Origin of the sequence: Streptomyces nojiriensis (assembly GCF_017639205.1) — a bacterium.
In the GTDB taxonomy this organism is placed as follows: Bacteria; Actinomycetota; Actinomycetes; order Streptomycetales; family Streptomycetaceae; genus Streptomyces; species Streptomyces nojiriensis.
Window position 1 is genome coordinate 1,108,309 of the sequence record NZ_CP071139.1, and the last position, 25,841, is coordinate 1,134,149.

Below are 25,841 nucleotides of genomic sequence, written 5' to 3' on the forward strand. Positions count from 1 at the left end.
GGACGTGTTCCGCGTGAGCGAACCGGCCTGCGGACTCCGGTGGAATCACCTGGAATCCTGTCGCGACCGACGCTACAAGAGCGTGCCGGGCACGGCATTCCGGACCGGCCGTGGTGACCGGCCACCGGCCGCTGCTGTGCCGGGGCTGCGCCGGCAACCTGTACGCCGTCTGCACCATGGACCACGCGGGCGGGAAGGCGGGCCGGGACCCGGTCGGGCAGTGGGAGGTCGACCACGAGACGCCCGTGCCGTGCCCGCTGTCCGCTCTGCTGCCGCTGACCGGGACGGCGGCCTCCGTGCACGACCTGCCCGGCGCCGAGGAGGTGCTCGGTCCGCCGGTGTGACCGGCGTACGGCGAGTTGGCCCGTACGGGTGAACGTCCCGCCGCCGGCCGTCGACCGGCGGCGGCAGGGGCCCGGTCGGCGGCCGTAGCGTCGCCCGGGCCCGGTCGCGTTCACTGATTGAACTCGCCCTGCCCGTAAATGCTGTGCCGGTTCAATCTCTTGACGGCCCGTGAGGGCGCGGAGGACAGTGTCCAGCGGCGTCGGCTTGAGAGCGCTCTCAATTCGCCTGACGCGCTGACCCTTCCCCCCGCACCGCGCCTCGGCGCGCTTCAGAGAGGGCACCCATGCACGAGATATCCGGCAGGAAGCGGCCGACGGTCCGGCGGGCCGTCTTAGCCGCGCTCAGCACGATCGCCGTGGTCGCGACGGCGGCCGCGGCCATCGTCCTGCCCGCGAACGCCGCGGCTCCCCCCGCACCGACCGGCTGGTCCCGGGTGTTCCTCGACGACTTCGACGGCCCTGCGGGGTCCGGGGTGAACACCGCCGACTGGCAGTACACCACCGGCACCTCCTACCCGGGCGGACCCGCCAACTTCGGTACCGGCGAGATCGAGACGATGACCGCCGACCCCGCCAACGTCTCCCTCGACGGCACGGGCAACCTGCGCATCACCCCGCGCCGGGACGCCGCCGGCCACTGGACGTCCGGCCGCGTCGAGACCCGGCGGGCCGACTTCGAACCCCCGGCGGGCGGCAAGCTCCGCTCGGAGGCCCGCATCCAGATGCCGAACGTGACGGGCCCGGCCGCCAAGGGCTACTGGCCGGCCTTCTGGATGCTCGGCGCCCCCTACCGGGGCAACTGGTGGAACTGGCCGGGCATCGGCGAGATCGACATCATGGAGAACGTCCAGGGCCTCAACAACGTCTGGGCGACCGTGCATTGCGGCACGAGTCCGGGCGGCCCCTGCAACGAGACCTCCGGGATCGGCGGCCAGCGCGTCTGCCCCGGCGCCACCTGCCAGGCGGGATTCCACACGTACGCCGTCGAGTGGGACCGCTCGACCGCGGTCGAGGAGATGCGCTTCTACGTCGACGGGTTCAACTTCCATACGGTGCGCGCCGATCAGGTCGACGCGACGACCTGGACCAATGCCACGAACCACGGCTACTACATCATCCTGAACGTCGCCATGGGCGGCGGGTTCCCGGACGCCTTCGGCGGCGGCCCCGACGCGGGCACCCAGCCCGGACACGCGATGGTCGTCGACTACGTGACCGTCCTGCGGTCGACCGGCGGCACCACCCCGCCCACCACTCCCCCGACGACCCCGCCCACCACCCCGCCCACCACTCCGCCGACCACGCCGCCCGGTCACCGCGACGCGTACGCGGCGATCCAGGCCGAGTCGTACGACGCCCAGTCGGGCGTGATCAAGGAGAGCACCACGGACAGCGGCGGCGGCCAGAACCTCGCGGCGATCGGGAACGGCGACTGGGCGCTGTTCCGGGGTGTCGACTTCGGTTCCACCCCGGCCAGGCAGTTCTACGGGCGCGTGGCCGGCGGTGCGGCCGGCGGGGTCAGCGGGCTGGTCGAGGTACGGCTCGACGACCCGGCCTCGGCCCCGGTCGGCAGCTTCTCGGTCGCGTCCACCGGCGGCTGGCAGAGCTGGCGCACGGTACCGGCGAACATCACCGCGGTCACGGGGACGCACGACGTCTACCTGACTTTCACCAGCGGCCAGCCCGCCGACTTCGTGAACGTCAACTGGTTCGACTTCGGCCATTGACACGCGGCGGCGCCGTCCCCGAGGAACTCCGCGCGGACGGCGCCGGGCGCGGCCCCGGTGGACGGCCGGGGCGCGCCGGGACAGGCTGGTGACCGACCGCAGCAGGAGGCCGCACCAGGAGGACAGCCATGCCCGACGAGGAACCCCGCGAGGAACCCCGCGCCGAGCTGGACGCCCGGTACAGCGACGAGCGGGCGACGGCCGTGCCCTGGCGGGAGGCCGTCACCCGGCTGGCCGCGGCGGAGCTGTACTGGCTGACGACCGTGCGCCCCGACGCCCGGCCGCACGTCACCCCGCTGATCGGGGTCTGGGCGGACGGCGCGCTGCACTTCTGCACCGGGCCCCAGGAACGCAAGGCCAAGAACCTCCGCGCCAACCCGCACGTCGTCCTCACCACCGGCACCAACACCCTCCACGAGGGATTCGACCTGGTCGTCGAGGGTGAGGCGGCCCGGGTCACGGATCCCGACCGGCTGCGCCGGCTCGCCGCCGCCTGGGAGGCGAAGTACGGCGCCGAGTGGCATTTCGAGGTGGGGAACGGTGTGTTCGTGAATCCCGACGCGGGCGAGGCGGTGGTCTTCGCGGTGCGCCCGGGCACCGCCTTCGGTTTCGGCAAGGGCGGCTACAGCCAGACGCGCTGGCTCTTCTCCTGACCCGCGGCCGCCGCGGACGGCCTGTCCCGCGAGAACCCCGACGTCGGCGGGGTTAGGCTCGGAGCAGGTCGCGAAGGGGATGGTGCGCATGTGTCGCTGGCTCGCCTACTCGGGTTCGCCCATGCTCCTCGACACCGTGCTCTACCGGCCTGAGCACTCCCTGATCAACCAGAGCCTGCGGGCCAAGATGGGTGCCGAACCGACCAATGGCGACGGTTTCGGCATCGGCTGGTACAGCGCGGACGGCGACGGCACCCCCGCGGTCTTCCGGGACGTCGGCCCGGCGTGGAGCAGCCGCAATCTGCAGGAGCTCGCCGCGCACGTCCGTTCGCCGCTGTTCTTCGCGCACGTCCGCGCCTCGACGGGGTCGGCCGTCCAGCAGTCCAACTGCCACCCTTTCCGCCACGGACGCTGGCTGTGGATGCACAACGGTGCCATCGCGGACTTCCACCGGCTGCAGCGCGATCTGTGCATGGCCGTCGACCCGGCACTGTTCCCGTCCATCGAGGGTTCCACGGATTCCGAGGTGATGTTCTACCTGGCGGTGACGTTCGGTCTCGACCAGGACGCCCCGGGTGCGGTGGCCAGGATGGCGGGGTTCGTGGAGCGCCTCGGCAAGGAGCACGGCGTGGCGGAACCGCTCCAGATGACGGTGGCGGTGAGTGACGGCGTGCACGTGTGGGCCTTCCGCTACTCCAGCCAGGGAAAGTCCCGCTCGCTCTTCTACAGTTCCCGGGCCGAGACCGTGCGGCATCTGCACCCGGAGGTGCCCTACCTGCGGGAGGTCTCGGACGAGACCCGCCTCGTGGTGTCCGAGCCGCTCGGTGACCTGCCCGGCGTGTGGAACGAACTCCCGGAGAGCAGTTACGCGGTGATCCCCTCCGGCCCCGACGGGGACTACCTCCCCTTCGTCCCCGAACTCTGACCGCCGCCCGCCCTCCGGGTCATGCGTCCAGGGGGCGCCAGGCCGGGCCGTCCCCGTCCTGCCGGACGTGTCCGAACACCACGTCGGCGAAGTGGACGCCGAAGCCGATGGTGCCGGGCTCCGCCAGCTCGGCGACGAGGCGGTGGCGGTGGCCGGCAGTGCGGTCGCCGTCGTGGTCGAAGCCCGAGGACCATGCGGGGTGGTCGATCTGGAGGGGCGAGTGCACGGCGTCCCCGAAGGCGATCAGACGGCGCCCGCCGCCGGTGATGACGTACTCGGCGTGTCCGACGGTGTGGCCGGGGGTGATCCGTACGCGCACGCCGGGGAAGACCTCCTCACCGTCCGTGACCGTACGTACGCGCGGTGCCAGGGCCGCGACCTGCTCGGCCATGCCCTGGGCCACCAGGAGGTCGCGGCGCTCCCATTCGGGCTCGGACACCAGGTACGCGGCGTGGGCGAAGGCCGGCCGGTCACCGCCGGGCGCGGGGTGACAGGCCCAGCCGAGGTGGTCGGCGTGGAGGTGGGTGAAGGCCACCGCCTCGACGTCCTCGGGGCTGCGACCGAGTTCGGCCAGACTGCGCAGGAGCGCGCCGCCCTGGATCGTGGCGAGCGGGCCGTCCGGGGCCTCGTGCGCCTGCGGGCCGAAGCCCGCGTCGATCAGCAGGGCGCGGCCGCCGTGCTCCACGAGCAGTCCGCCGACGCTCCCCACCAGGTGGCCCGCGGGGTCCAGGTACTCGGGGTGCGCGGCCCACACCTCGTCGGTGCTGTCCTGGAGCAGCGACAGCGGTCGCAGCCGCACGTCGCCGTCCGGCACGTAGGACACCTTGGTGTCGCCCAGCCGTATCGAGCGGATTCCCGCCGGACGGCGCAGTCGTACGTCCTGAGCCACTGTCATGTCGGCCATGGGTCATCTCCTGTGGATTGCCATCGGATCGCCGCGGTCCGCCGCGACGGTGATCACCATAAGCATCAAGTTCGAATCATTCAAGCTGTAAATATTTCGGCTTCACGGACTTGCTAGGGTGGTGGCATGACGACGCCCCCGGAGCTGCAGGCCATCGCCGAGCGACAGCTGTGCGGCCTGGTGAACGGACTGGCCCAGCGGATCGCCGAGCACGTACGCGAGCGCGCCGCCACCCTGGGCCTCACCGCGTCACAGGCGACCGCGCTGCGGGAGATGAGCGGGCCGATGACCATGCGCGAGCTCGCCGAACGCATGAGCTGCGAGCCCTCCAACACCACCTTCGTCGTCGACAAGCTGGAGAAGCAGAGCCTGATCGAGCGCCATCCGCACCCCACCGACCGCCGCGCGAAGCAGCTCGTCCTCACCGCCGGGGGCGTCGCGCTGCGCGAGCGTCTCCTCGCGCTCCTCGCCGTGGACTCCCCGCTGTCGGGCCTCGCGCCGGACGAACAGCGCGTCCTGCGGGGCCTGCTGGAGCGGGCCGCCATCCGGCCGTAACCCGCCGGTGGGGCAGCGACCCGGGGCGATCACCGGTTACCCTGCTGCCCGTCTAGGCCACCGCCCGTGGACACCGTGGAGGAACATCCGTGACCGAGCCGCGTCCCGACAGCCGCCCCACCCTGGAGGCCGTCGCGGCGCACGCCGGGGTGTCCCGGGCCACCGCGTCCCGCGTGGTCAACGGCGGCGACGGGGTCCGCGCGCATCTGGTGGACCGGGTCCGTACGGCGATCCGCGTACTGGGGTACGTCCCCAACCACGCGGCCCGCACCCTCGTGACCCGGCGCACCGGAGCCGTCGCGGTGATCATCGCCGAGCCGGAGGTCCGGATCTTCTCGGACCCCTTCTTCTCGCGCCAGGTCCGCGGCATCGCCAAGGAGTTGACCGCGCACGACACCCAGCTCGTCCTGCTCCTGGTCGAGGACCGCGGCGACTACGAGCGGATCGAGCGCTACCTGGCGGGCGGTCACGTCGACGGGGCCCTCGCCTTCTCCCTGCACACCGACGACCCGCTGCCCGCCATCACCCGCCGCATCGGCATGCCCACGGTCTACGGCGGCCGGCCCGGCTGGACCACCCGGACCGGGGAAGACGAGGGCGAGGGCGTGGCCTACGTGGACGCCGACAACCGCGGGGGCGCGCGGGAGGCCGTGCGCTATCTGCTGGCGCAGGGCCGGAGGCGGATCGCGCACATCTCCGGCCCGCTCGACCAGACCTCGGCGGCCGACCGGCTGAGCGGCTACCGGGACGCGCTGGCGGCCGTCGGCCCGGAGCTGTTCGCCGAGGGGGACTTCACCCCGGCGGGCGGGGCCCGCGCGATGGCGGAACTGCTGGACCGGGACGCCGGTATCGACGCCGTCTTCGCCGGGAACGACCTGATGGCGACCGGCGCCCTGCGCGTGCTGCGCGAGAGCGGCCGCACGGTGCCCGGGGACGTGGCGCTGGTCGGCTTCGACGACGCCGAACCGGTGGCGGAGAGCGCCGACCCGCCGCTGACGACCGTACGCCAGGACATAGAGGGCATGGGCCGCCTGATGGCACGGCTGCTGATGCGCCGGCTGAACGGCGGTCCGGACGGGCGGCCGGCCGCGCCCGATCCGGTGATCACCGCCACGGCGCTGGTGCGGCGCGCCTCGGCCTGACCGGCACCGGACGCACCGCGGGGGCCCGCCGGTCGGCGGGCCCCTCAGAACGGGGAGTGGGCGCTGGGCGCTCCCGGATCAGTGCCGGACCGGGCACTGCTTCCAGGAGAAGTGGTACACGCTGTTGATGCTGCCGTCCGTCGAGTCGAGCGCCATGAAGCTGGTGTGCTCCGGGTCCGAGGTGCCCACCTCGGCGCGCAGCTCGGTGTTGATGTTGAAGTTGCGCTGCTCACCGCAGGGTGCGAAGACCAGGGCCTCGACGCCCGTGGTGTCGGTCGCCTGCCAGTTGTCGACGAGCTCGCCGTTGAACTTGTGGGTGCGGTACGCGGTCTGGCTCATGCCCTGGAAGTAGTAGCTGGCCTTCTGCGTGCCGACCGCGCCCGGTGCGAGGCTGCCGAAGCCGCGGTAGTCGACCTTGGCCACGGCGTACGTGTACCCCTGGGGGACGTGGACGTCGAGGGAGAGGAGGCAGTTCTTGCGGCCCTCGACGGCGGAGACACCGCCGCCGGCCTGGGCCAGGTATTCGCTGTAGGTGACGGTGAAGGCCGAGTTGTCCGGCGATACCGAGACGGCGGCGCTGCCCGGACGGCAGCCCGATCCGTTCACGGAGGCGACGTCCACGGTCACCTGGTCGGTGGGGGCCGAGGGCACCGAGGACGAGGCGCCGGCGGCGGGGGTGAGCGCGACGAAGGTCGCGGTCACGGCGGCTGCGGTGAATGCAGTGCGGAGGGGCTTGATCACATCGCCATGGATAGCGGTCCGCGGCGGCCCCGGCCGGCCGACGGGCACGAGGTCTCACCTCGTTGGCCGAAGCCCATCACCGCAGAAACGATAAATCTACTCAAACCACTCCGCCGGATGGCCCCAGGTGGCGCGGAGCACCGCGTCGCACGGGTCACTCGCTGCGATTTTTCCTAATATCGGCGAGGTCCTTCAGGCAACCAGCGGGTTCTGGAGCCGGCCGGGGCGCCGGGCCCTCCTGCGGTGAGGAGTCCCATGTCCCGCCCATCACACACGTCTCGCGCACCACGCTGGTCCCGCGCACCCCGGCCACGCCCCACCGCCCTGTCGGCCCTGGCGCTCGCCACCGCCCTGGCCATCGCCCTCGCCGGGCCCGCCCCGGCCTTCGCCGCGGCCCACCACGCCGGCGACGAGGCCGGGGTGCTCGGCGAGGAGCACTCCCGCGCCCACGCGCGGCTGCGCGAGGCGGCCCGGGGCAATCAGGGCTATCCGCAGTCGAAGCGGACGTCGAGCCTGGCCGCCCTGGAGGCGTCCCAGCGCACGGGCAACGCGGCGTTCGGCGCGGCCCGGTTCGGCCGGTTCACCCAGTTCTTCCCCTCCCCCGATTTCGGCGTCCACGTGGCCCAGCTGCCGACGGGCAAGGTGCTGCTCTTCTCCTTCGAACGCGTGGAAGCCGATCCCACCAAGGAGACCGGGCCCACCAACACGGTCGGCCGGACCAACGCGGGCCGCGCCTATCTCTGGGACCCCGCCAGGGGGACCGGGGCCAAGGCCTTCAAGAACGTGCCGCCACCGGTGGTGCTGATGCCCGACGGCGCCTACGCCCCGCGCCCGGCGCCGTTCTTCTGCGCCGGGCACTCCTACCTCCCCAACGGCATGGTGGGGGTGTTCGGCGGCAACGTCGGCGGGAAGGGCGGCAGCGGCGCCAAGCTGTCCTTCGTGTTCGACCCGTGGACCGAGAAGTGGTTCCGCAACCGCGACATGTCCGTGGGCCGCTGGTACCCCTCGGTGGTGACCGGGCCGGACGGCCGCCAGATCATCATGTCCGGCCAGTCCGAGCGCGGTACGGGCACACCCACTCCGGTGGTGGAGCGCTTCCCCGCGCTCGGGCGGCCCGTGCCGTGGCGTTCGTACGACATCCCGGCGAACGTCCCGGCCGAGCGGCTCCGGTCACGGGCCCCCTTCCGCAACGACTATCCGCACCTCTTCTCGCTGCGGGACGGGAAGATCTACGGGCTCGGCCGCGACGCCGACCAGCAGTGGCTGTTCGATCCGGTCGAGGACACCCGCACCGACCTGCCCCGGCGGCCCGCCGATTTCCGGGGCTACGGTTCGGCCGTGCCGCTGCCGGCCGGTTTCCGCGGTCCGGACTCCGTCCTGGTGCTCGGCGGCGACCCGCGCGACCCGCTCACCTACCGGCTGTCCGGCGGCCGCTGGAGCATCGAGGAGCCGAGGGCCTTCGGCCGCACCCAGGACGGGACCCTGATCCTGCCCGACGGGACCCTGATCACGGTGAACGGCGCCCTGGACACCCGCGACTACGGCAACGGGCCCTTCAACCCGAAGGCCGACCTGAAGTACCGGCAGATCGAACTGCGCGACGCGCACGGCCACTGGAAGCTGGGGCCGGCCCAGCGGCTGCCCCGCGGCTACCACTCCAACGCCCTGGTCCTGCCGGACGGCCGGATGATGGTCACCGGGGACGAGCTCCAGCAGATCGCCAACGACCCCGACATCAAGGACGGGATGGACGGCAGCATCGAGCTGTACGAGCCCGCCTACCTGCACCGGGGCGCCCGGCCGGCGCTCGACCGGGCCCCGGCGGGCGACCTCGGCCACGACACGGCCTTCCAGGTCACGAGCTCGACGGCGAAGGACGTCACACGGGCCGTACTGCTGGCGCCGACGACCGTCACCCACTCGGTGAACACCAGCCAGCGCCACCTGGACCTGCGGATCACCGGTGTCCACGGCTCCACGATCGGGCTGCGCACGCCGCCGGGTGCGGCCGACGCCCCGCCCGGGTACTACATGCTCTTCCTGCTCGACGCGAAGGGCGTGCCCAGCACCGCGAAGTGGATCAAGCTGGGCACCCGCAACCGCTAGGCCGTCTCTTTCGGATCTTGCCGGGCCCGCGACGCCCGGCACCGCACCTGGCCGCGTTGTCGGGGCACCCGAGTACGTCCAGTACACGGGCGCCCCTCCGCCTTGCCAAGCACGGCACCGGACGCCGCGGGCTCGGCCGACAAGATCCGAAAGAGACGGCCTAGACCTGGTCCGGGGCCGGGGCCGGCGCGAACCGTACGACGGCCGCGCGCCCGGCCGTGCGGACCCGGCAGTCGAGCGGTCCGGTCAGCAGGGCCGCGTCGTAGGGGAGCAGCTCCGCGCGGTCGCCGGCCCGTTCGAGCACCGCCGCTCCTTCCAGCGCGGCCACCAGCAGCGTCCCGCCCGGCGGGACCGCGACGGCGAGCACGCCCCGTACGACGGCGGTCTGCGCCTCCACCGCGCCCCTGCGGTACATCACGTTGAAGTTCACGACGGGGCCGGAGAGCAGCCGGCAGTCGGTCGGCTCGTCCCCTGGGAAGTCCTGCGGCGCGAACCGCTCGTCCACGAGCCGGCGTACGCCCGCCACCGAGAGGTCCATGCCCGCGCCCTCGGCGAGGGTCAGGGTGCGACCGATGCCGGGGAAGGCCGAGAACGGGCCGTCGGCGGCGACCTCGGCCAGGCTCACGCGCCAGCCGAAATCGTCCATGCCCGCCCCCTCGGGCCAGGCCGCGATCTCCCGGGTGACTCCCCCGCCGTTCTTCCAGACGGTGGCGGTCCGGTCGGACGCCCGCAGGATCCGGATCCCGCTGCCGCTCGGCGCGTCCATGGCGATCAGGCCTTCTCCATCGAGGGACGCAGGCGGCCCAGCAAGGCGTAGAGCGTCGCGCTCTCGGCCTCGTCAAGGGTGTCGAGCGCGCCGTGCATGGCCTGCATCTCCTCGCGCACGCGGCGGATGACGTCACGGCCCGCGTCCGTCGCGACGACGTTCTTGACGCGGCGGTCGGCGGGGTCGGGCTCCCGGCGCACCAGCTCGCGGGCCTCCAGCCGGTCCACGATGCCGGTCACGTTGGAGGCGTCGCACACCAGCAGGGTGGCGAGGCCGCGCATGGGCACCGGGCCGTCGAGCTGGGCGAGGACCCGGGCCTGGGTGGAGGTCAGGCCGTGCTGGGCCGCGGCGGCCGCGAACTCGCGCCATTGGGCGGTGCCGATCGCGGCGAGCAGCTCCAGCAGCTGGAGCTTGGTGGGGGTCTGCGTGGCGGTGTCGCTCATACCTGGAGCGTACTCAGGATGCTTCACATTATCAATTGTTTACTTGACCACCTTAACTATCGACGTCTACCGTCGGTCGAGTTACTTGAGAAGGTCAAACATCGCCGTTCCGAAGCTCTTCAGCTCCGAAACACGAAGAAGGTCACCCCCAGCCATGAGCACCCCCTCCCCCGCCACCCCGGCCTCCGGGCACCGGAACGAGACGGTCATCGTCTTCGCCCTAAGCCTGGCCGCCATGGTCGTGTCGATGATGCAGACCCTGCCGGTCCCGATCCTCGGCCTCATCCGTCAGGACCTCGGCACCACCACGGCCAACGTGAGCTGGGTGACCACCGCCACCCTCCTGTCGGCCGCCGTCTTCACCCCGCTGCTGGGCCGCTTCGGCGACCAGCACGGCAAGAAGCCCACCCTGGTCGCCGTGCTCGGCGTCATGGTCGCCGGCTCCGTCATCGCCGCGCTGGCGACCTCGCTGCCGCTGCTGATCCTGGGCCGGGTGCTCCAGGGGGCCGCCACCGCGATCTTCCCGCTGGCCCTGTCCGTCCTGCGCGAAGAGGTCCGGCCGCAGAAGCTGCCGGGTGCGATGGCCCTGGTCAGCGGCACGCTCGCGTTCGGCAGCGGGCTCGCGCTGGTCGCGACCGGACTGCTCACCTCCGGCTCCGGCGCGGACTACCGCAACGCCTTCTGGATGGCGACCGGCTTCGCGCTCCTCGCCCTGCTCGCGGTGGTCTTCCTGGTCCCAGCGACCCGCCACAAGACCGGCGGTCGCACCGACTTCCTCGGCGCGCTGACCCTCGGCATCGCGCTGCTCCTGCTCCTGCTGCCGATCTCCCAGGGCCACGAGTGGGGCTGGGGCTCCGCCCGTACGCTGGGCAGCTTCGCCGGCGCCGCCGTCATGGCCGCCGTCTGGGTGCTCGTCGAGCGCAAGGTCCGCGAGCCGCTCGTCGACATGAAGATGTTCGTCCACCGCCCGGTGCTCATGGCCAACCTGGCCGGCGTCCTCGTCGGCTTCGGCATGTTCGCGAACTTCCTGGGCGTCTCGTACCTCGTCCAGATGCCCGAGGCCCTCACCGGCTACGGCTTCGACGCATCCATCCTGCGCGCCTCCGTGCAGTTCCTGCTGCCCGGCGCGATCGTCTCGCTGCTCGCCTCGCCCGTGGGCGGCCAGATCGTGCGCCACCGGGGGCCGCGTACGGCGCTGGCCCTGGCCGCGGCCCTCGGCGCGGCCGGCTTCGCCTGGCTGGTCCTGGACCACCAGCACAGCCTCTCGGTGATCGGCGCCGGGCTCGTCGTCGGTGCGGCCGTCAGCTTCGGCTACGCCGCCATGCCCGCCGTGATCATGTCCAGCGTCCCGCACCACCAGAGCGGCATCGCCAACGGCATCAACTCGATCTCCCGCTCCACGGGCAGTGCGATCGGAAGCGCCGTCGTCACCACGATCCTGGCCTCCAAGACCATCGAGCACCTGCCGGCGGGGGTCCCCCCGCTGCCCGCCGAGTCCGGGTTCACCCTCACCTTCGGGATCGGTGCGGTGGCCTTCGCGCTGGTCGCGCTGATCAGCTGGATCGGTCTGCGGAGCGGGCAGGGCACCGTGGCCGCGGCCGCCGACCGGCCCGCGGCGGCGACCGGGAAGACGGAGCAGGCCGAGAAGGCCGACGCCACCCTCTGACGTCACCCGCTGACGTCCCGACCCGCCGGCCCGGCGGTCCGGCCTTCCGCGTGTCGTTCGCGGCGGTCGGGCCGCCGGGCCTTGCATGGTGGGTGCATGAAGGCTACGGACGTCATCGCCGACGGTTTCGGACGCATCCGGGAGATCGTGCACGAGGTCGTGGAAGGGGTCCCGCCGGAGCTGCTCAACGCGCGCGTGGACCCGGCGGCGAACTCGGTCACCTGGCTCGTCTGGCACCTGACCCGGATCCAGGACGACCACATCGCGGACGCGGCCGGCACCGAGCAGGTCTGGGACTCCGACGGCTGGGCGGACCGGTTCGCGCTGCCCCTGCCCGCCGGGTCGACCGGGTACGGGCACTCGCCGCAGGACGTCTACACCGTACGGGTCGACTCGGGCGAGCTGCTGCTGGGGTACTTCGACGCGGTGCACGAGCGGACCGCCCGGTTCGTGCACGGGCTCGCCGCCACCGACCTGGACCGGGTGGTCGACGAACGCTGGGATCCACCGGTCACCCTCGGGGTACGCCTGGTCAGCGTACTCGGGGACGATCTCCAGCACGCCGGGCAGGCGGCCTTCGTACGGGGCGTCCTGGAGCGGGAACGGGGTCTCTGACGCGGTCCTTGCGGCCACCGGCCGCCACGGGTGGGCCCGGATCGCAGTGGAGCCGACCGGGGCGTCCGGGGCGATCCCGCCGGCGGCACGGGCACGGTCAGCACCGGCGATGCCACCACGCCAGCTCCGGATCCGCCATGGGCTCGTGGTGCGTTCGCCTGAGCAGCACCTCGTCCAGGCGCTCGACCCGCCCCCGCAGTTCGGCGGCGGCCCTCGGCGGCAGCATGAACAGGGCCTCTTGCAGCGTGTCCCGGGCCCAGCCTTCGCCACAGCACGGGCAGGTGAACTCGGCCTCCCACCGCCGCCACCGGCGTCCGGTGCCGTGGACGCGGACCGACCACACGCTCAGCGCGACGGACACCTTGCCCGGAGCCAGTCGAGCCCGCTCGAGTGCGCGGACGGCGGCGTTCGCCGCCCCCGACAGGCCGGGGACATCGCGGTATCGCACCCAGGGGCTGCTCCAGCGACGTTCCCGCGGCCGGAGTGAAGCCGGCGTTCTACGCGGCACGACCCCTTCGGATCTTCATCATGGACGGCATCTTCCCACAGCCGGGACCGGCCGGACGGAACCCGGTCCCGTTGCCCGGACGGCGGCGCCACCGGTCGCGCCACAAGACATGCGGCGGGCCGGGACCCGTCCGGGTCCCGGCCCTCTCGTGCTACGCGCCGCTCGCCTCGAGCATGCCCTCGCGCTCGACGATCTTCACGCGCTCGCGGCCCTGGGGCTCACCGAGGGCCTTCTCGGCCGCGTCCAGCTTGTACCAGCCCTCCCACGTCGTGTAGCGGACGCTGCGCTCGGCGAGGAAGGCCTCCACGGCCTCCGGGGCCGGGGCGGCCGGCTCGCTCAGGCGGCCCTCCGCGTGGTCGGCGAGCAGGTTCGCGACGGTCTCGTTCGCGTCACCCTTGGTGTGGCCGATCAAGCCGACCGGACCGCGCCGGATCCATCCGGTGACGTAGGTCGACTGCAGGTGGCCACCGGCTTCGATCACGCGGCCGCCCTCGTCCGGGACGGTGCCGGACTCGACGTCCCAGGGGAGCTTGGGCAGCTCGTCGGAGAGGTAGCCGACGGCCCGGTAGACGGACTGGATGTCCCAGTCGGTGAAGTTGCCCGTGCCCTTGACGTTGCCCGTGCCGTCGAGCTCGGTGCGCTCGGTGCGCAGTCCGACGACCTTGCCGTCCTCGCCGAGGATCTCGACGGGCGACTCGAAGAAGTGCAGGAACAGCTTGTGCGGGCGCTCGCCGATGTCGCGGATCGCCCAGTTCTCCAGGGTCTTGGCGACCATGTCGGCCTGCTTGTTGCCGCGGCGGGTGGCTATGGAGCCCTCGTCGTAGTCGATGTCCTCGGGGTTGACGATGACTTCGATGTTGGGCGAGTGGTCCAGCTCCCGGAGCTCCATGGGGCTGAACTTGGCCTGCGCCGGACCGCGGCGGCCGAAGACGTGCACCTCGAGGGCCTTGTTCGCCTTGAGCCCGTCGTAGACGTTCGCCGGGATCTCGGTCGGCAGCAGCTCGTCGGCGGTCTTCGCGAGGATGCGCGCGACGTCGAGGGCGACGTTGCCGACACCGAGCACGGCGACCTTCTCGGCCTCCAGCGGCCAGGTGCGCGGGACGTCCGGGTGGCCGTCGTACCAGGAGACGAAGTCGGCGGCGCCGTAGGAGCCGTCGAGGTCGACGCCCGGGATGGCCAGCGCGCGGTCGGCCGTGGCACCGGTGGAGAAGATCACGGCGTCGTAGAAGGACTGCAGCTCGTCGAGGCTGATGTCGTTCGGGTAGTCGACGTTCCCGAAGAGGCGCACCTGGGGCTTGTCGAGGACCTGGTGAAGGGCGGTGATGATGCCCTTGATCCGGGGGTGGTCGGGGGCGACGCCGTACCGGATCAGGCCGAAGGGCGCGGGCATCCGCTCGAAGAGGTCGATGGACACACCGGGCTCGACGGCTGCCTCGGACTTCAGCAGCGCGTCGGCGGCGTAGATACCGGCGGGGCCGGCACCGACGATTGCTACCCGCAGAGGGCGAGGCATGGCAGAGGTTCCCTTCGAGCGACGGCAAGGTGGATCAAAGGGAACCCTAAACGAAGGTAAACCTAACTCAGCACCCGGTGTCCGTTTATGGCCCCATAATCAAAGCTTATGACCTCCCCAAGCAGTCCTTGGGGCCTAGGCGAACTCGCTGGTCAGCACGGACGTCACCTGACAGACTGAAACCGCTTGATCACCCCAGGAGGACAAAATGGCTGACGAAACCGACACCCCGCAGGACGAGTCCCCGGCCGACGCGGCCAAGCGCAAGTTCCGCGAGGCGCTGGACCGCAACGCCGCGAACGCCCAGTCCCAGCAGGCCCACCAGAGCCGGGCGAAGGTCCAGGGTGCCAGCAGCGGCCCCGGCGGCAAGAACAAGAAGGTCCGCCGCAAGACCGGCTGACCCTCGGGCCCGAGGAGCTCGCCCCCGCCACCGCGGCCGGGGGTGGCTCGATCCCGCATTGGGCCACTCGGGTGAGTGGGGATAACCCCGAGCGCCGTCGACAGTTGATCAGCACGTCCCGCCGAGGGCAGCCATCACACGCGACAGTGCGACCAGAAGGATCCCCACATGCTCAAGAAGTTCATGGCCACCGCAGCCGCCACCGCCGCCGTGCTCGGCGCGGGTGCCGCAGTCGCCTCCCCCGCGATGGCGATCGGCAACGACAACGGCGTGAACACCGTCAACGGCAACGGTTCGGCCCAGATCTACGGCAACCAGGAGACCCACGGCAAGATGAGCCCGCAGCTCGGCGCCATCCAGGGCTCGCTCAACAAGCTCTGCGTCGGCCTGCCGGCCAAGGTCAACGCCCAGTCCCTGCTCGCGGTCCTCGCCAACGTCGGCGTCCAGGACGTCAACGTTCTCGCCAGCCCGCAGAACCAGCAGTGCACCGAGAACTCCACCCAGGCCAAGGGCGACGAGGCCCTCTCGCACATCGCCAGCAACATCCCGATCCTCTCCGGAAACCTCTCCGCGGGCAGCTGATCGGTTCGATTCCGCGCCGGCGTCACGCGTGATGCCGGCGCGTTTCATTTGGTCTAGACCTTGACAGGTTCAGACCATTTTCGCTTCAGTGGGCATGCCTTGCCCCACGGCAAGTCCCCCCACTGAAGGAGCAGTTACGTGATACGTGCGCTTCGCCTCCGCGCCCTCGCCCTCACCGCCGCCTCGGCCCTCACGGCCGGCCTCGCCCTCACCCTCCCCTCCTCCCCCGCCGCCGCCGCGGCTCCCTGCGCCGGAGCCTGGGCCTCCTCCGCCGTCTACACGGGCGGCATGAGCGCCTCGTACGGCGGCCACAACTGGCAGGCGAAGTGGTGGACCCAGGGCGAGACGCCCGGCACCACCGGCCAGTGGGGCGTCTGGTCGGACCAGGGCGCCTGCGGCGGCGGGGGCCAGGACCCGGATCCGGGCAACCCCACCGGATTCGTGGTCTCCGAGGCCCAGTTCAACCAGATGTTCCCGAACCGGAACCCCTTCTACACCTACAACGGCCTGGTCTCGGCGCTCTCCGCCTACCCCGGGTTCGCCAAGACCGGCGACGACACCACCAAGCGGCGCGAGGCCGCGGCCTTCCTCGCGAACGTCTCCCACGAGACGGGCGGACTCGTGTACATCGTGGAGCAGAACACCGCCAACTACCCCCACTACTGCGACGCGAGCCAGCCCTACGGCTGTCCCGCCGGACAGGCCGCCTACTACGGCCGCGGCCCCATCCAGCTCAGTTGGAACTTCAACTACAAGGCCGCAGGTGACGCCCTGGGAATCAACCTGCTCGCCAACCCGTACCTCGTGGAGCAGGATCCGGCCGTCGCCATGAAGACGGCCCTCTGGTACTGGAACACCCAGAACGGCCCGGGCACGATGACCGCCCACGCCGCCATGGTGAACGGCGCGGGCTTCGGCGAGACCATCCGCTCGATCAACGGCTCCCTGGAGTGCAACGGCGGCAACCCCGCCCAGGTCCAGAGCCGCATCTCGAAGTACCAGAGCTTCACGCAGCTGCTCGGGGTGACTCCCGGGAACAACCTCGGCTGCTGAGCAACGGTGCCGTGGCGGTCACCGCGTGCGCAGCGCGGTGGCCAGCTGGGCCCGTGAGCGGACGTCGAGCTTCTGGTAGATGCGGGTCAGCCGGGCCTCGACCGTCTTGACGCTGAGGAACAGCTTCGCCGCGGCCTCCTGGTTGCTGGCGCCCTGGCTGACCAGCAGCGCGAGCCGGGTCTCGGCCTCGGTCAGGGTCGCGGCCGCCGGTACCCGCGCACCGGCGCCGTCGCCGGGGGCCGGTTCCCTGGCGAGTTCCGTCCAGGGGGCGGCCCCGGCCCGGTCGAAGACCTCGGCCGCGGCCCGGAGCGCCGCGCGGGCCGGTGCGCGCCGGCGTCTGCGGCGCTCCACCCGGGCGAGGGCGAGCAGCGTACGGCCGCGTTCCAGCGGCAGCCTCAGGGCGTCGAAGCGCTGGGCGGTGGCCTCCAGCAGGTGCACGGCCGCATCGGCGTCGCCCTGCGCGGACAGGCACAGCCCGCGGGCCCGGTCGAGGGCCGCGACCACCCCGGTCCGACCGAGGCCGACGGCGACCGTGCGGACGGAGGACAGCAGCCGGGCCGCCTCCTCGGGCGCGTCGGCGGCGATCAGGGCCTCGGCGAGCTCCCCGTGCCAGCGCAGGATCGAGGGGTCCACCACCTGCTGGGCGGCCTCCAGTTCGGCGACGCGGCGCAGGGTGGCGACGGCCTTCGCCGCCTCTCCCGTGGCGAGTTCGACGAGACCGAGCGCGTGCAGGCTGCGGGAGAGGAAGACCTGGTCCTGCTCCTCCTGCGAGGCCTGGATGCCGCGCCGGGCGTAGCCGGCGGCCCGGGCGAAGCTGCCGCCCATGGCCTCGGCCATAGCGGCGACGTACCAGGCGGGGCCGGGCGAGAGCCCCGCGTCGATCGTGAGCTCCAGGGCCCGGCGGGCGTGGGCGGAGGCGGCCTCGCACCGGCCGCTGCGCAGTTCGACCTCGGTGAGGCTGCGCAGGACCTCGAAGACGTCCTCGGCGGAGCCGGTGCGCTGGACCGCGGGCAGCAGGACCATCAGCTGGCGGCGGGCGTCGTCGAGGCCGTCGTCGAAGAGGGCGTGCCGGACGGCGAGGTACTGGGGTGCGTTGCGCATGCCGAGCGGCACCTCGGGGGCGGGCAGGGCGAGGGCCTCGGCGAGGATCGCCTCCGCTCCCGGGTCGCCGAGGATGCGGCCCATGCGGGCCCGTACGGTCAGGGCCATGGCCTCGGCGACCTGGTCGCCGCCGAGTGCGGCGAGCGCCCCGGCGCGGGCCGCGGCGTCGCGGGAGCGGACCGGGTCGCCGTCGCTGAGGTTGTGCTTCCAGGCGATCCGCAGCTGGACGGCGGCCTGGAGCGAGGGGTCGCCGGCGGCCTCGTCCATGGCGTACGCGATGGTCTCGTCGAGGGCGCCCAGGGCCTGCCCGGCGGCGTCGATCACGGCGAGCCGGGCCCGTACCCGGTCGGCGGGCGAGGCGTCGCGGGCCAGGACGGCCCCGGTGGCGCGGCGGGCGAGGTCGGCGCGGCCGGACCAGCCGGCGTCCTCGGCGGCCGTGACCAGGCGGGCCAGTTCCTCGCCGGCCAGCCAGGACGGCGTGCGTTCGGCGGCGAGCAGGCCCAGTTCGGCGGCGAGGGCGCGCTGGCCCCGGCGGCGGCAGGCCGCGGCGGCCTCGCTGATCTCCTCGGCGAGCCACTGGTCGGGGGTGTCCACGGCCAGCGCGCGGTGGCGTACGGCCTGGACGGGATCGTCGACGGCGGCGGCCAGGGCCGCGTGCCCGGCGGCGCGTTCGGGCCACCCGGCGTCGGCGGCGAGGGCGGTGGGCAGGGCGCCGGCGGTGAACTCCACGGAACCGTCCTCGCCCACCCTGACCAGCGCGGCCCGTTCCGCCTCGGCCAGTTCGGCCTCGGCGTCGGGGCGGCCGGCGCGGCGCAGCAGGGAGATGGTGGGCCGGGTGGCGAGGGCGGCGAGCAGCAGGGTGCGGCGGGCCTGGGCGGGGGCTCCGGCGAGGAGCCGGCGGGCCACCTCGCGGGCCTGTCCGGAGACGGGCAGGGGGTCGGCGTGGTGGGCGCTGCCGTCGCGGGCCTCGGCGGCCTCGGCGAGGGAGTGGCCGAGGGCGAGGGCGAGGCGCGGGTTGCCGCCGCTGGCCTGGTGGATCCGGCCGGCGAGGCGCGCCGGGAGGCCGTGGCGGACGAGGAGTTCGGCGACCTCGTCGGCGCCGAGCGGGGGTACCCGGATGGCGGGCACGCCGGGGCCGCAGAGGGGTTCGCCCACCGGGACCCCGCCCTGGACGCATTCGGCGACCAGGACCCGTACGCGGGGCGGGGTGAGGCGCAGGGCGAAGCGGAGCAGGTCGGTGCTCTCGGCGTCGAGCCACTGGGCGTTGTCGAGGACGAGCAGGACGGGGTCGCGGTCGGCGAGCGTACGCAGCACCTCGACCACGGCGAGGCGCAGGGCGATGTGGTCGCGGCCGGCCCGGGGGGCGTCGGCCTCGCGGCGCAGGAGGGCGATGGCGGTGCGCTGGGGGCCGGAGAGCTGTTCCAGGGCGCCGCCGGGTACGGAGGCGAGGAGGGCGGCGGCGGACGCCTCGGGTATCCATTGGTCGGCGGCCTCGGGGGCGAGGCGCAGCACGGTCTCGCGGCGCGCTTCGGCCGCGGCCGCGACGGCGCGCACGACCTCGGTCTTGCCCGCGCCGGCGGGTCCGGTCAGGAGCGCCCGGCCGTGCGCGGTCAGCGCGCGGTCGACCGCCTTGATCAGTTCTCCGTGTCCGACCCTTGTGTCAGCGTGCCCCGTCGCCGCCACCACGCACAGCCACCAGCCTCTCGGTCCCAGCTCCGGCGCCCTTCCTGTGAGAGGCGACAATACGAGGTCGAGTGGCGGGCGGACACGGATTGTGACGCAGAAATCAGTCGTGTGCCGGGAAAACCCGTCGGACCTGCCGATACGAGGCGCATCAGCAGGTCCGCGGGCTTGCTTTGGTCCGTACTATCTGGCCGTCAGGCCGAGTTGGCTCCTGATCAGAAGGTCAGGTTCCAGGAGTCGATCTTGCCGGTGTCGCCGCCGGCGTTGTCGTTGACCCGCAGCTTCCAGGTGCCGTTCGCGACCTCGGAGGAGGCGTTCACGGTGTAGACCTGGTTGATGTTGGCCGTGCTGCCGCCCGAGCGGTTGTGCAGGTTGTAGACGCTGCCGTCCGGGGCGACCAGGTCGACCTTGAGGTCGCCGATGTAGCTGTGGACGATGTTCACGCCCACCTTGAGGGCGGCCGGGGCGTTGCCGGTCACACCGGTGACGGTGATCGGGCTCTCCACCGTGGCGTTGTCCGCGATGGCGTAGTCCGTGGTGTTCTCGCGGCCCGAGGTGGGCGGGGTCGAGGTCACGGCGGCGACGGTGGCGGCCGCGTCGGCGAGGCCGGCGCCGCAGCCACCGGTGCAGGTACCGGCCAGCGGGCGGGCGTTGGTCTTGATCGCCGACTCGATCTGGGCCGGGGTCAGCGAGGTGTTCGCCGACTTCAGCAGGGCGGCGAGGCCCGCGATGTGCGGGGCGGCCATGCTGGTGCCCTGGTAGGGCTTGTAGATCTCGGCACCGGGGGTGGTGGTGCCGGCGTTCAGGGTGGAGAGGATCGCGTTCTCGGGGGTGGTGACGGTGCCGGGCGTGTCGGTGGCGCGGCGGGTCTCACCGCCCGGGGCGGCGATGTCGATGATCGAGCCGAAGTTCGAGTAGTACGAGCGCTCGCCGGCGCGGTTGGTCGACGCCACGTTGATCACGTTGTTGCAGCTGGCGGGCGAGTAGCCGGACGCGTTGGCGTTGCTGTTGCCGGCGGCGACCACGACGGTCGTACCGCGGGCGACGGCGGCGTTGATGGCGTTCTGGTAGCTCGTGCCGCAGGCACCCGGGCCGCCGAGGCTCATGTTGATGACCTTGGCGGGGGTGGCGTTGGCCGGGACGCCCGCGACGGAGCCGCCGGACGCCCAGGTGATGGCGTCGACGATGTCCGAGGTGGCGCCGCCGCACTTGCCGAGCACGCGGACGGGCTGGATCTTCGCGCCGTAGGCGATGCCGGCGACACCCTTGGAGTTGTTCGTGGCCGCGGCGATGGTGCCCGCGACGTGGGTGCCGTGCCAGGAGGAGTTGCTGGCCTTGGAGCCGGTGCCGCACTCGCCGTCGGTGGCGTTCCAGTCGCCCTCGTCGGCCGGGTTGCCGTCACGGCCGTTGCCGTCGCGGGCCTCGGAGGCGGTGGAGATGAAGTCGTAGCCGGAGACGATGTTCGGCGCGACGTCCGAGTGGGCGACGTAGCCGGTGTCGATCACGGCGACGGTGACGCCGGAGCCCGTGGTCTTGTCCCAGGCACCGGGGACGTTCATGCCGGCGGTGGACTCGAAGAGGTCCCACTGCTTGGCGTACTCGGTGTCGTTCGGGGTGACGGCCATGGCGTAGGCGCGGGTGTCCGGCTCGACGTAGGCGACGTCCGGGTCGGCGCGGAACTGGGCGATCACGTCGGCCGCGGCGGCCGGGGCCACCGTCCCCCCGAGGTTGACCAGCGCGGCTCCGGTGCCGAGGCGACGGTCGAACTTCGCCTTCTTGCCGGCCTTCTTGCCCTTGGCGGCGGCGTCGTCGGCCGCGGCGGTGTTGGAGCTGGCCTCGGTGGCCGAGGACTTGTATCCGACGATGAGGTTCTCCACCGGCGCGGTCGGGACGACCGTGGCGGCGGGGGCCGCGGCGGGGTTCTCGGTGGCCAGGGCCACGGAGGCGGTCGCGGAGCCGGCGAGCAGGGTGACGGACATGGCCACCACGGATATGAGCCTACGTCTGGAAGCGTGCACGTGTTCCCCTTAAAGGGCCGTTTCCGGGCAGGCCGGAGCGGCCGGTCAGTGCAGTGTGGGAGGTTCCGGCGGCCGCGGGACCGGGAGCGAGTTGGTCGAGCTCGCCCCGGCTCCGCCGCGCGCCACGTCGCCCGAGCCGCAACGGCGGGGCCGGGCAACGGCGGTCCCGGCTCTCCCCCCGACCGGTACGGCCTTCACGCCATGTGGGGTTGGCGTGTGTGCCGTAGGGTCAGGGGAAGATCGCCGGTGGGCAGACAGTAGGCAACACGGGGATGAACTCGATACGGGGAAAACCCTTGTCCGCCCCCTGCGGCTCCCCCCGAGGGTCCCTCGGCAGGGGCCCTGACCTGGCATGTTCGGCGTCCGCCCGGTCGCCGCGCAGGACCGGGGCGGCAGGCGGGGACACGGACTAGCGCGGCGGGAACAGCTTGCGGAAGTACGTCCAGCTGGTCTCGTTCGGCTCGCTCCACTTCTCCGGTGCGTGGGCGAATTCAGGCTGTTTTTCGGCGATGTAGGCGCGGGTGCGCTCCGGAACCTGCGCGTACGAGTCCAGCTTGCGGCCGCGGCAGTGGAAGGTGAGGCCGCCGGGGCGCTGCCCCTGTTCCATCCAGGGCAGCCACGGGGACATCCGGGTCCAGGACATCGTGGCGGGGACGCTCACCGCGTCGGTGGTCAGGGTGGCCGCGGGCGCGAAGAACTGGAACAGCTCCAGGGCGCGGTAGGTGTCGTCGGCGGACTGGGCCGGGTACTCCGCGACCGGCAGGGGCGAGGGGTAGGCCAGCGGGATCTCCAGGCTGAAGCAGACCTGGTCGCCCAGTTCCGTCAGGGGCACCGGGAAGGGCCGCCACTTCTGGTTGGCCGGATCGTTCCAGACGTGGACCACCGGCTTGTCCTGCCAGGTCTCCAGGATCTCCCGGGTCACGGGGTCGAGGTAGAAGGCGGCTTCCCTGGACAGGAGCTGGTAGCCGCCGAGCTCCTCGTCCGCCACGAGGCGCGCGACGTTGAGCCCTTCGAAGCCGAAGACGCGACGGTAGGGCTCGCCGGGGGCCCAGGAGTGGACGTCCCCGGTCCACCGGTAGGTGACCTCGGCGCCGTCGAGCGAGGCACGGGTGCGGGCGAATGCTTGCAGGAGCTCGGCGGGTGTCAGCTCTGTTGTCATACGCCCCACTGTGCGCGGTCGCCGCACGGCCGGACAAGCGGCCCCACGGACAACCTCGACCCCGCCGGTGACGCCTCAGGCAGCCGCGCGACGCACGTGCAGATGGCCGTCGAGGGGGTAGGCGGGAGGCGCGGACGCCAGTGTCCTGTCGTACGTGTAGCCGCATTTGGCCGCGACGCGGCAGGATGCGGGGTTGTCCACCTGGTGGAGCAGTTCGAGGCGCTCCAGGCCGTCGGCACGAAAGGCGTCCAGGGACCAGACGGTGAGGGCTTCCAGGGCTCGCGGAGCCACACCCCGGCCCCGCGCCTGGGCCGCCGTCCAGTAGCCGACCTCGGCGGAGGCCTTGCAGGACGCGACCTCCTTGAGGACGACGTTGCCCACCAACCGCGCCGGCGCCGCGCCCCGGGCCGCCTCCAGGACGGCGAAGCCGAACCGGACCCCCGCCGCCCAGCCCCGCTCCTGGGCCCGCACCCACCTCAGTCCGTCGTCCTCGCGCTCCAGGCCGGGATCCGGCGAGGCCGCGACCAGTGCGGAGACGTCCTCCACGCACCAGGGCCGAAGAACGAGAGCGGGAGCGGTCGGTGTCGCGGCGGCCTCGAGCATGACGGAAGTGATCATCAGCCGATCGTAGCCGCCGCGGCCGGGCGCGCGGGGTTCGCACGAAGCCCGCGCGGCCGGCGGCGGGCGACAAGGACGGCCCTGAGCGTCGCCGGTGACGATCCGGAATCAAGCACCTCGGGGTCGCCGGGAACGGGGTCGTACGCCGCCCCGGCGGGCCCGCGGCCGCGATGCGGCCGCGATGCGCGGCCCTGGGGCCGACCTGCACCGGACAGCCGCTCACCCACCCGCCCAGTCGCTCGACAAACCGGCTCTGACCTGGTGTTTTCCTTGGATTCACCTAGGCTGGAGAGATCTGCCGGACACCATCGGAGGGGACTTCATGAGTGACGAAGCGATCACGTACGACGCCAGCCGCATCCAGGTGCTGGAGGGTGCCGAAGCCGTGCGCAAGCGGCCCGGGATGTACATCGGCTCGCTCGGCGAACGCGGCCTGCACCAGATGCTCTTCGAGGTCGCCGACCGGGCGGTGAACGAGGCCCTGACCGGCCGCGCCTGCTCCGTCGGCGTGACCCTGATGGCCGACGGCGCCGTGCGGGTCACCGACGACGGTCCGGGCATCCCCTTCGGGGCCGCCGAGGACACCGACGGCCCCGGTCTCGAAGCCCTGTTGACCGACCTGTCGGCCGGGACGAGGCCCCGTGACCGCCACACCGTGACCATGACCCTCGTCGGCCTGGGGCCCGCCGTCACCAACGCACTGTCCAGCCAGCTGACGGCCGAGGTGCGGCGCGAGGGGGTCCGCTGGGTCCAGGAGTACGCGCGCGGCGTCGCCATCGCGCCGCCCAGCGCCGCGGGTCCGGCGACGGGAAACGGGACCACCATCACCTTCCGGCCCGACGCCACCCTCTTCGAGACGACGGAGTGCTCGTTCGCCGTGCTGGCGGAGCACTTCAGGGAGCTGGCCTTCCTCAACCGGGGCCTGGACGTCTCGCTGACCGACGAACGCCCTCCGGGCGGCGCCCAGACCGCGCGTTTCCGGTTCCTGGGCGGGGTGAGGGACTTCGTCGTATCCCTCCGGGCTCGGGCGGGGACGCCCGTGCACACGAACGTCATCGGTTTCGAGCGGGAGGACCCGCGGATGGCGGGGACGATGGAGGTGGCCCTGCGGTGGTGCGGCTCCCGTGAGGAGCGGGTCCGGAGCTTCGTCAACAGCATGGCCACCCCCTACGGCGGCACCCACGAGGCGGGCTTGCGCGAGGGGGTGGCGGCCGCGCTCGACGCGTACGCGCGGGCGCGGGGGCTGTTGACGGCGGTGGAGCCCGGCCTCGGCGCCGACCGCATCGGCCGAGGCCTGACGGCGGTCGTGTCGGTCAAGCTGGACCACCCCGAGTTCGTCGGCGCGACACGCGGAGCACTGGGCAACGGCCCCGTGCGCGCCTGTGTCGGGGAGGCCGTGCGGGAGCACCTCGGTGACTGGCTGGAGCAGAACCCGGGGCAGGCGGTGGCCGTCATCACCGAGATGCTCCGGGCCGACGCCCTCGACTGAGTGCCGGTCGCGTCCCGGCCGGCAGGCCAGCGGGTCGGCCGGGAGGTGAGGATTCAGGCATACCTGTCGAAGAGGGCCTGGAGGTAGTCCTCCAGCCTCTGCGTCAGGGCACGGGCCGTCAGGTCGGCGCGGCCCAGTTCGCGCCAGGGCACGGCGACCTTCTCCGCTTCCGGAGCGAAGCCCAGCGCGTCCAGGAGGCGCCAGTGGAGGTGGGCGGTGCGGTCCTCCGTCAGGGTTCCTCCCGCGGCGGCGTAGCGGTCCGCGAAGCCCATCCCCGCGGGAACACCGTGCAGCAGGGCGAGGGCCGTCGAGCAGTGCGCCACGTCCAGGTCGGCGGGTCCCCAGGAGGTCTCCACCCAGTCGACGACACCGCTGATCCGAAGATCCTCGTCCGTGCCGGTGAAGAGGACGTTCCCGGGATGGAAGTCCCGGTGCAGGAAGCGGCCCCGATAGGCCGGGGGTTCGCGGCGGATGACGTCGACCGCCCGCTGCCAGAGTTCGGGCCGCCCGGTGGCCGCGGGCGGGCTCACCCGCTCGGGAGAGGCCCAGGCCTGATAGGTGCGGGGCCGCTGGTCCGCGGCTGTCGGCAGCTGATGGATGCGCACCAGCTGGCGGGCCAGCAGTTCGGCGCGGTCGTCGGCGTTCCGGTCGTCCAGGCGGATCGTTCCCGGCAGCAGGGACATCAGCAGGGAGGGGTGGTCGCAGTGCTGCGCGGTCGCGTCCACCGCCACCAGCGTGGCCGCCGGTACGTCCGTGTCACCGAGCAGCCGCAGGATCTCCGCCTCACGGGTCAGCAGGCCCTCCGCGTGGCGGACGTAGAAGGGCGCGACGAAGGACCGCAGGACGAGCGAGCGCCGGCCGTCGGGGCCGCGGAGGTCCAGGCGCCGCATCTGCGAGGTCCAGCCGCCGCGCAGCCGCACGACCTGCTCGATGCGCTCCCCCGCCGACAGCGCCTTCTCCACCCAGGAGCGCGTGGCATCCCAGCCCGCACCGTCACCGTCGAGATCCGCGCCCATGCCCTCGGCCCCCTCGCCCGAACTCATGCAGGCACACTATCCGTCGCGGTGAACCGTCGGCCGCACCACCCCGAAACGCACAAGCGACGGCGCCCCGCCCGTCATATGGATGAC

The 25,841-nt window shown here is 72.5% G+C and carries 24 protein-coding genes; 13 read left to right on the forward strand and 11 right to left on the reverse strand.

What is annotated here, in order from left to right; genetic code table 11:
• Positions 1–110: 110 nt before the first annotated feature.
• The 4 genes from JYK04_RS05450 to JYK04_RS05465 all read left to right on the forward strand — a co-directional run bounded on the left by JYK04_RS05450 (position 111) and on the right by JYK04_RS05465 (position 3,649).
• Entirely contained in the window at positions 111–344 is a 234-nt protein-coding gene (locus tag JYK04_RS05450) for a hypothetical protein (protein ID WP_189742413.1), read from the forward strand.
• A gap of 284 nt (positions 345–628) precedes the next feature.
• A complete protein-coding gene (locus JYK04_RS05455) occupies positions 629–2,071 on the forward strand; it encodes a glycoside hydrolase family 16 protein (RefSeq protein WP_189742416.1) in 1,443 nt (480 codons plus the stop codon).
• A 128-nt stretch (positions 2,072–2,199) separates the two neighbouring features.
• Complete coding sequence (locus JYK04_RS05460) at positions 2,200–2,724, forward strand: pyridoxamine 5'-phosphate oxidase family protein (protein WP_189742419.1); 525 nt, start codon at positions 2,200–2,202, stop codon at positions 2,722–2,724.
• 88 nt (positions 2,725–2,812) lie between these two features.
• Positions 2,813–3,649, forward strand: coding sequence for a class II glutamine amidotransferase (locus JYK04_RS05465; RefSeq protein WP_189742422.1), 837 nt, complete (start codon positions 2,813–2,815; stop codon positions 3,647–3,649).
• 19 nt (positions 3,650–3,668) lie between these two features.
• Here the strand turns inward: JYK04_RS05465 and JYK04_RS05470 are convergent, their stop codons facing one another.
• On the reverse strand, positions 3,669–4,553 hold the full coding sequence (locus tag JYK04_RS05470; RefSeq protein ID WP_189742425.1) for an MBL fold metallo-hydrolase: 885 nt from the start codon (positions 4,551–4,553) through the stop codon (positions 3,669–3,671).
• Between the two features lie 126 nt (positions 4,554–4,679).
• On the opposite strand from JYK04_RS05470, the gene JYK04_RS05475 reads away from it, so the two are divergent.
• Positions 4,680–5,108, forward strand: a complete 429-nt coding sequence (locus JYK04_RS05475) for a MarR family winged helix-turn-helix transcriptional regulator (protein ID WP_189742428.1) — start codon at positions 4,680–4,682, stop codon at positions 5,106–5,108.
• An 89-nt stretch (positions 5,109–5,197) separates the two neighbouring features.
• Entirely contained in the window at positions 5,198–6,250 is a 1,053-nt protein-coding gene (locus JYK04_RS05480; RefSeq protein WP_189742431.1) for a LacI family DNA-binding transcriptional regulator, read from the forward strand.
• 78 nt (positions 6,251–6,328) lie between these two features.
• Here the strand turns inward: JYK04_RS05480 and JYK04_RS05485 are convergent, their stop codons facing one another.
• The gene (locus JYK04_RS05485) at positions 6,329–6,991 is read right to left on the reverse strand and encodes a DUF4360 domain-containing protein (protein WP_189742434.1); all 663 of its coding nucleotides are present in this window, start codon (positions 6,989–6,991) and stop codon (positions 6,329–6,331) included.
• 255 nt (positions 6,992–7,246) lie between these two features.
• Between JYK04_RS05485 and JYK04_RS05490 the strand changes: the two genes are divergently transcribed.
• Positions 7,247–9,097: a galactose oxidase early set domain-containing protein gene (locus JYK04_RS05490; RefSeq protein ID WP_189742436.1), complete on the forward strand. Its 1,851-nt coding sequence runs from the start codon at positions 7,247–7,249 to the stop codon at positions 9,095–9,097.
• A 160-nt stretch (positions 9,098–9,257) separates the two neighbouring features.
• On the opposite strand, the gene JYK04_RS05495 is transcribed toward JYK04_RS05490, so the two are convergent.
• Positions 9,258–9,863 (reverse strand): HutD/Ves family protein, encoded by a 606-nt coding sequence (locus JYK04_RS05495; RefSeq protein ID WP_189742438.1) that lies wholly within the window; start codon positions 9,861–9,863, stop codon positions 9,258–9,260.
• Positions 9,864–9,868: 5 nt separating this feature from the next.
• Positions 9,869–10,306: a MarR family winged helix-turn-helix transcriptional regulator gene (locus JYK04_RS05500; RefSeq protein WP_189742441.1), complete on the reverse strand. Its 438-nt coding sequence runs from the start codon at positions 10,304–10,306 to the stop codon at positions 9,869–9,871.
• Positions 10,307–10,460: 154 nt separating this feature from the next.
• Here JYK04_RS05500 and JYK04_RS05505 point away from each other — a divergent pair, with 154 nt between their 5' ends.
• Both JYK04_RS05505 and JYK04_RS05510 read left to right on the forward strand, forming a co-directional pair.
• Complete coding sequence (locus JYK04_RS05505) at positions 10,461–11,972, forward strand: MFS transporter (RefSeq protein WP_189742444.1); 1,512 nt, start codon at positions 10,461–10,463, stop codon at positions 11,970–11,972.
• A gap of 96 nt (positions 11,973–12,068) precedes the next feature.
• Positions 12,069–12,587, forward strand: a complete 519-nt coding sequence (locus JYK04_RS05510; protein ID WP_189742447.1) for a mycothiol transferase — start codon at positions 12,069–12,071, stop codon at positions 12,585–12,587.
• 97 nt (positions 12,588–12,684) lie between these two features.
• Here JYK04_RS05510 and JYK04_RS05515 read toward each other — a convergent pair whose 3' ends face one another.
• Positions 12,685–13,035, reverse strand: a complete 351-nt coding sequence (locus JYK04_RS05515; RefSeq protein WP_189742449.1) for a hypothetical protein — start codon at positions 13,033–13,035, stop codon at positions 12,685–12,687.
• Positions 13,036–13,246: 211 nt separating this feature from the next.
• On the reverse strand, positions 13,247–14,608 hold the full coding sequence (locus tag JYK04_RS05520; protein ID WP_189742452.1) for an FAD-dependent oxidoreductase: 1,362 nt from the start codon (positions 14,606–14,608) through the stop codon (positions 13,247–13,249).
• Between the two features lie 208 nt (positions 14,609–14,816).
• Here JYK04_RS05520 and JYK04_RS05525 point away from each other — a divergent pair, with 208 nt between their 5' ends.
• The 3 genes from JYK04_RS05525 (at position 14,817) to JYK04_RS05535 (ending at position 16,643) form a co-directional block, all read left to right on the forward strand.
• Entirely contained in the window at positions 14,817–15,008 is a 192-nt protein-coding gene (locus JYK04_RS05525) for a DUF5302 domain-containing protein (RefSeq protein ID WP_030384532.1), read from the forward strand.
• Between the two features lie 168 nt (positions 15,009–15,176).
• The gene (locus JYK04_RS05530; RefSeq protein WP_189742455.1) at positions 15,177–15,590 is read left to right on the forward strand and encodes a rodlin; all 414 of its coding nucleotides are present in this window, start codon (positions 15,177–15,179) and stop codon (positions 15,588–15,590) included.
• Positions 15,591–15,728: 138 nt separating this feature from the next.
• The gene (locus JYK04_RS05535; protein WP_189742457.1) at positions 15,729–16,643 is read left to right on the forward strand and encodes a glycoside hydrolase family 19 protein; all 915 of its coding nucleotides are present in this window, start codon (positions 15,729–15,731) and stop codon (positions 16,641–16,643) included.
• Between the two features lie 18 nt (positions 16,644–16,661).
• Here JYK04_RS05535 and JYK04_RS05540 read toward each other — a convergent pair whose 3' ends face one another.
• From JYK04_RS05540 to JYK04_RS05555, 4 genes are all read right to left on the reverse strand, one after another.
• Positions 16,662–19,430, reverse strand: a complete 2,769-nt coding sequence (locus JYK04_RS05540) for a LuxR family transcriptional regulator (protein ID WP_229876247.1) — start codon at positions 19,428–19,430, stop codon at positions 16,662–16,664.
• A 212-nt stretch (positions 19,431–19,642) separates the two neighbouring features.
• Positions 19,643–21,406 (reverse strand): S8 family peptidase, encoded by a 1,764-nt coding sequence (locus JYK04_RS05545; protein ID WP_189742773.1) that lies wholly within the window; start codon positions 21,404–21,406, stop codon positions 19,643–19,645.
• 448 nt (positions 21,407–21,854) lie between these two features.
• Positions 21,855–22,604, reverse strand: coding sequence for a DUF1838 family protein (locus JYK04_RS05550; protein WP_189742460.1), 750 nt, complete (start codon positions 22,602–22,604; stop codon positions 21,855–21,857).
• A 75-nt stretch (positions 22,605–22,679) separates the two neighbouring features.
• Positions 22,680–23,222 (reverse strand): GNAT family N-acetyltransferase, encoded by a 543-nt coding sequence (locus JYK04_RS05555; protein ID WP_189742463.1) that lies wholly within the window; start codon positions 23,220–23,222, stop codon positions 22,680–22,682.
• A 322-nt stretch (positions 23,223–23,544) separates the two neighbouring features.
• Between JYK04_RS05555 and JYK04_RS05560 the strand changes: the two genes are divergently transcribed.
• Positions 23,545–24,711 (forward strand): ATP-binding protein, encoded by a 1,167-nt coding sequence (locus tag JYK04_RS05560; protein ID WP_189742466.1) that lies wholly within the window; start codon positions 23,545–23,547, stop codon positions 24,709–24,711.
• 53 nt (positions 24,712–24,764) lie between these two features.
• On the opposite strand, the gene JYK04_RS05565 is transcribed toward JYK04_RS05560, so the two are convergent.
• Complete coding sequence (locus tag JYK04_RS05565) at positions 24,765–25,754, reverse strand: phosphotransferase family protein (RefSeq protein WP_189742470.1); 990 nt, start codon at positions 25,752–25,754, stop codon at positions 24,765–24,767.
• Positions 25,755–25,841: the final 87 nt, after the last annotated feature.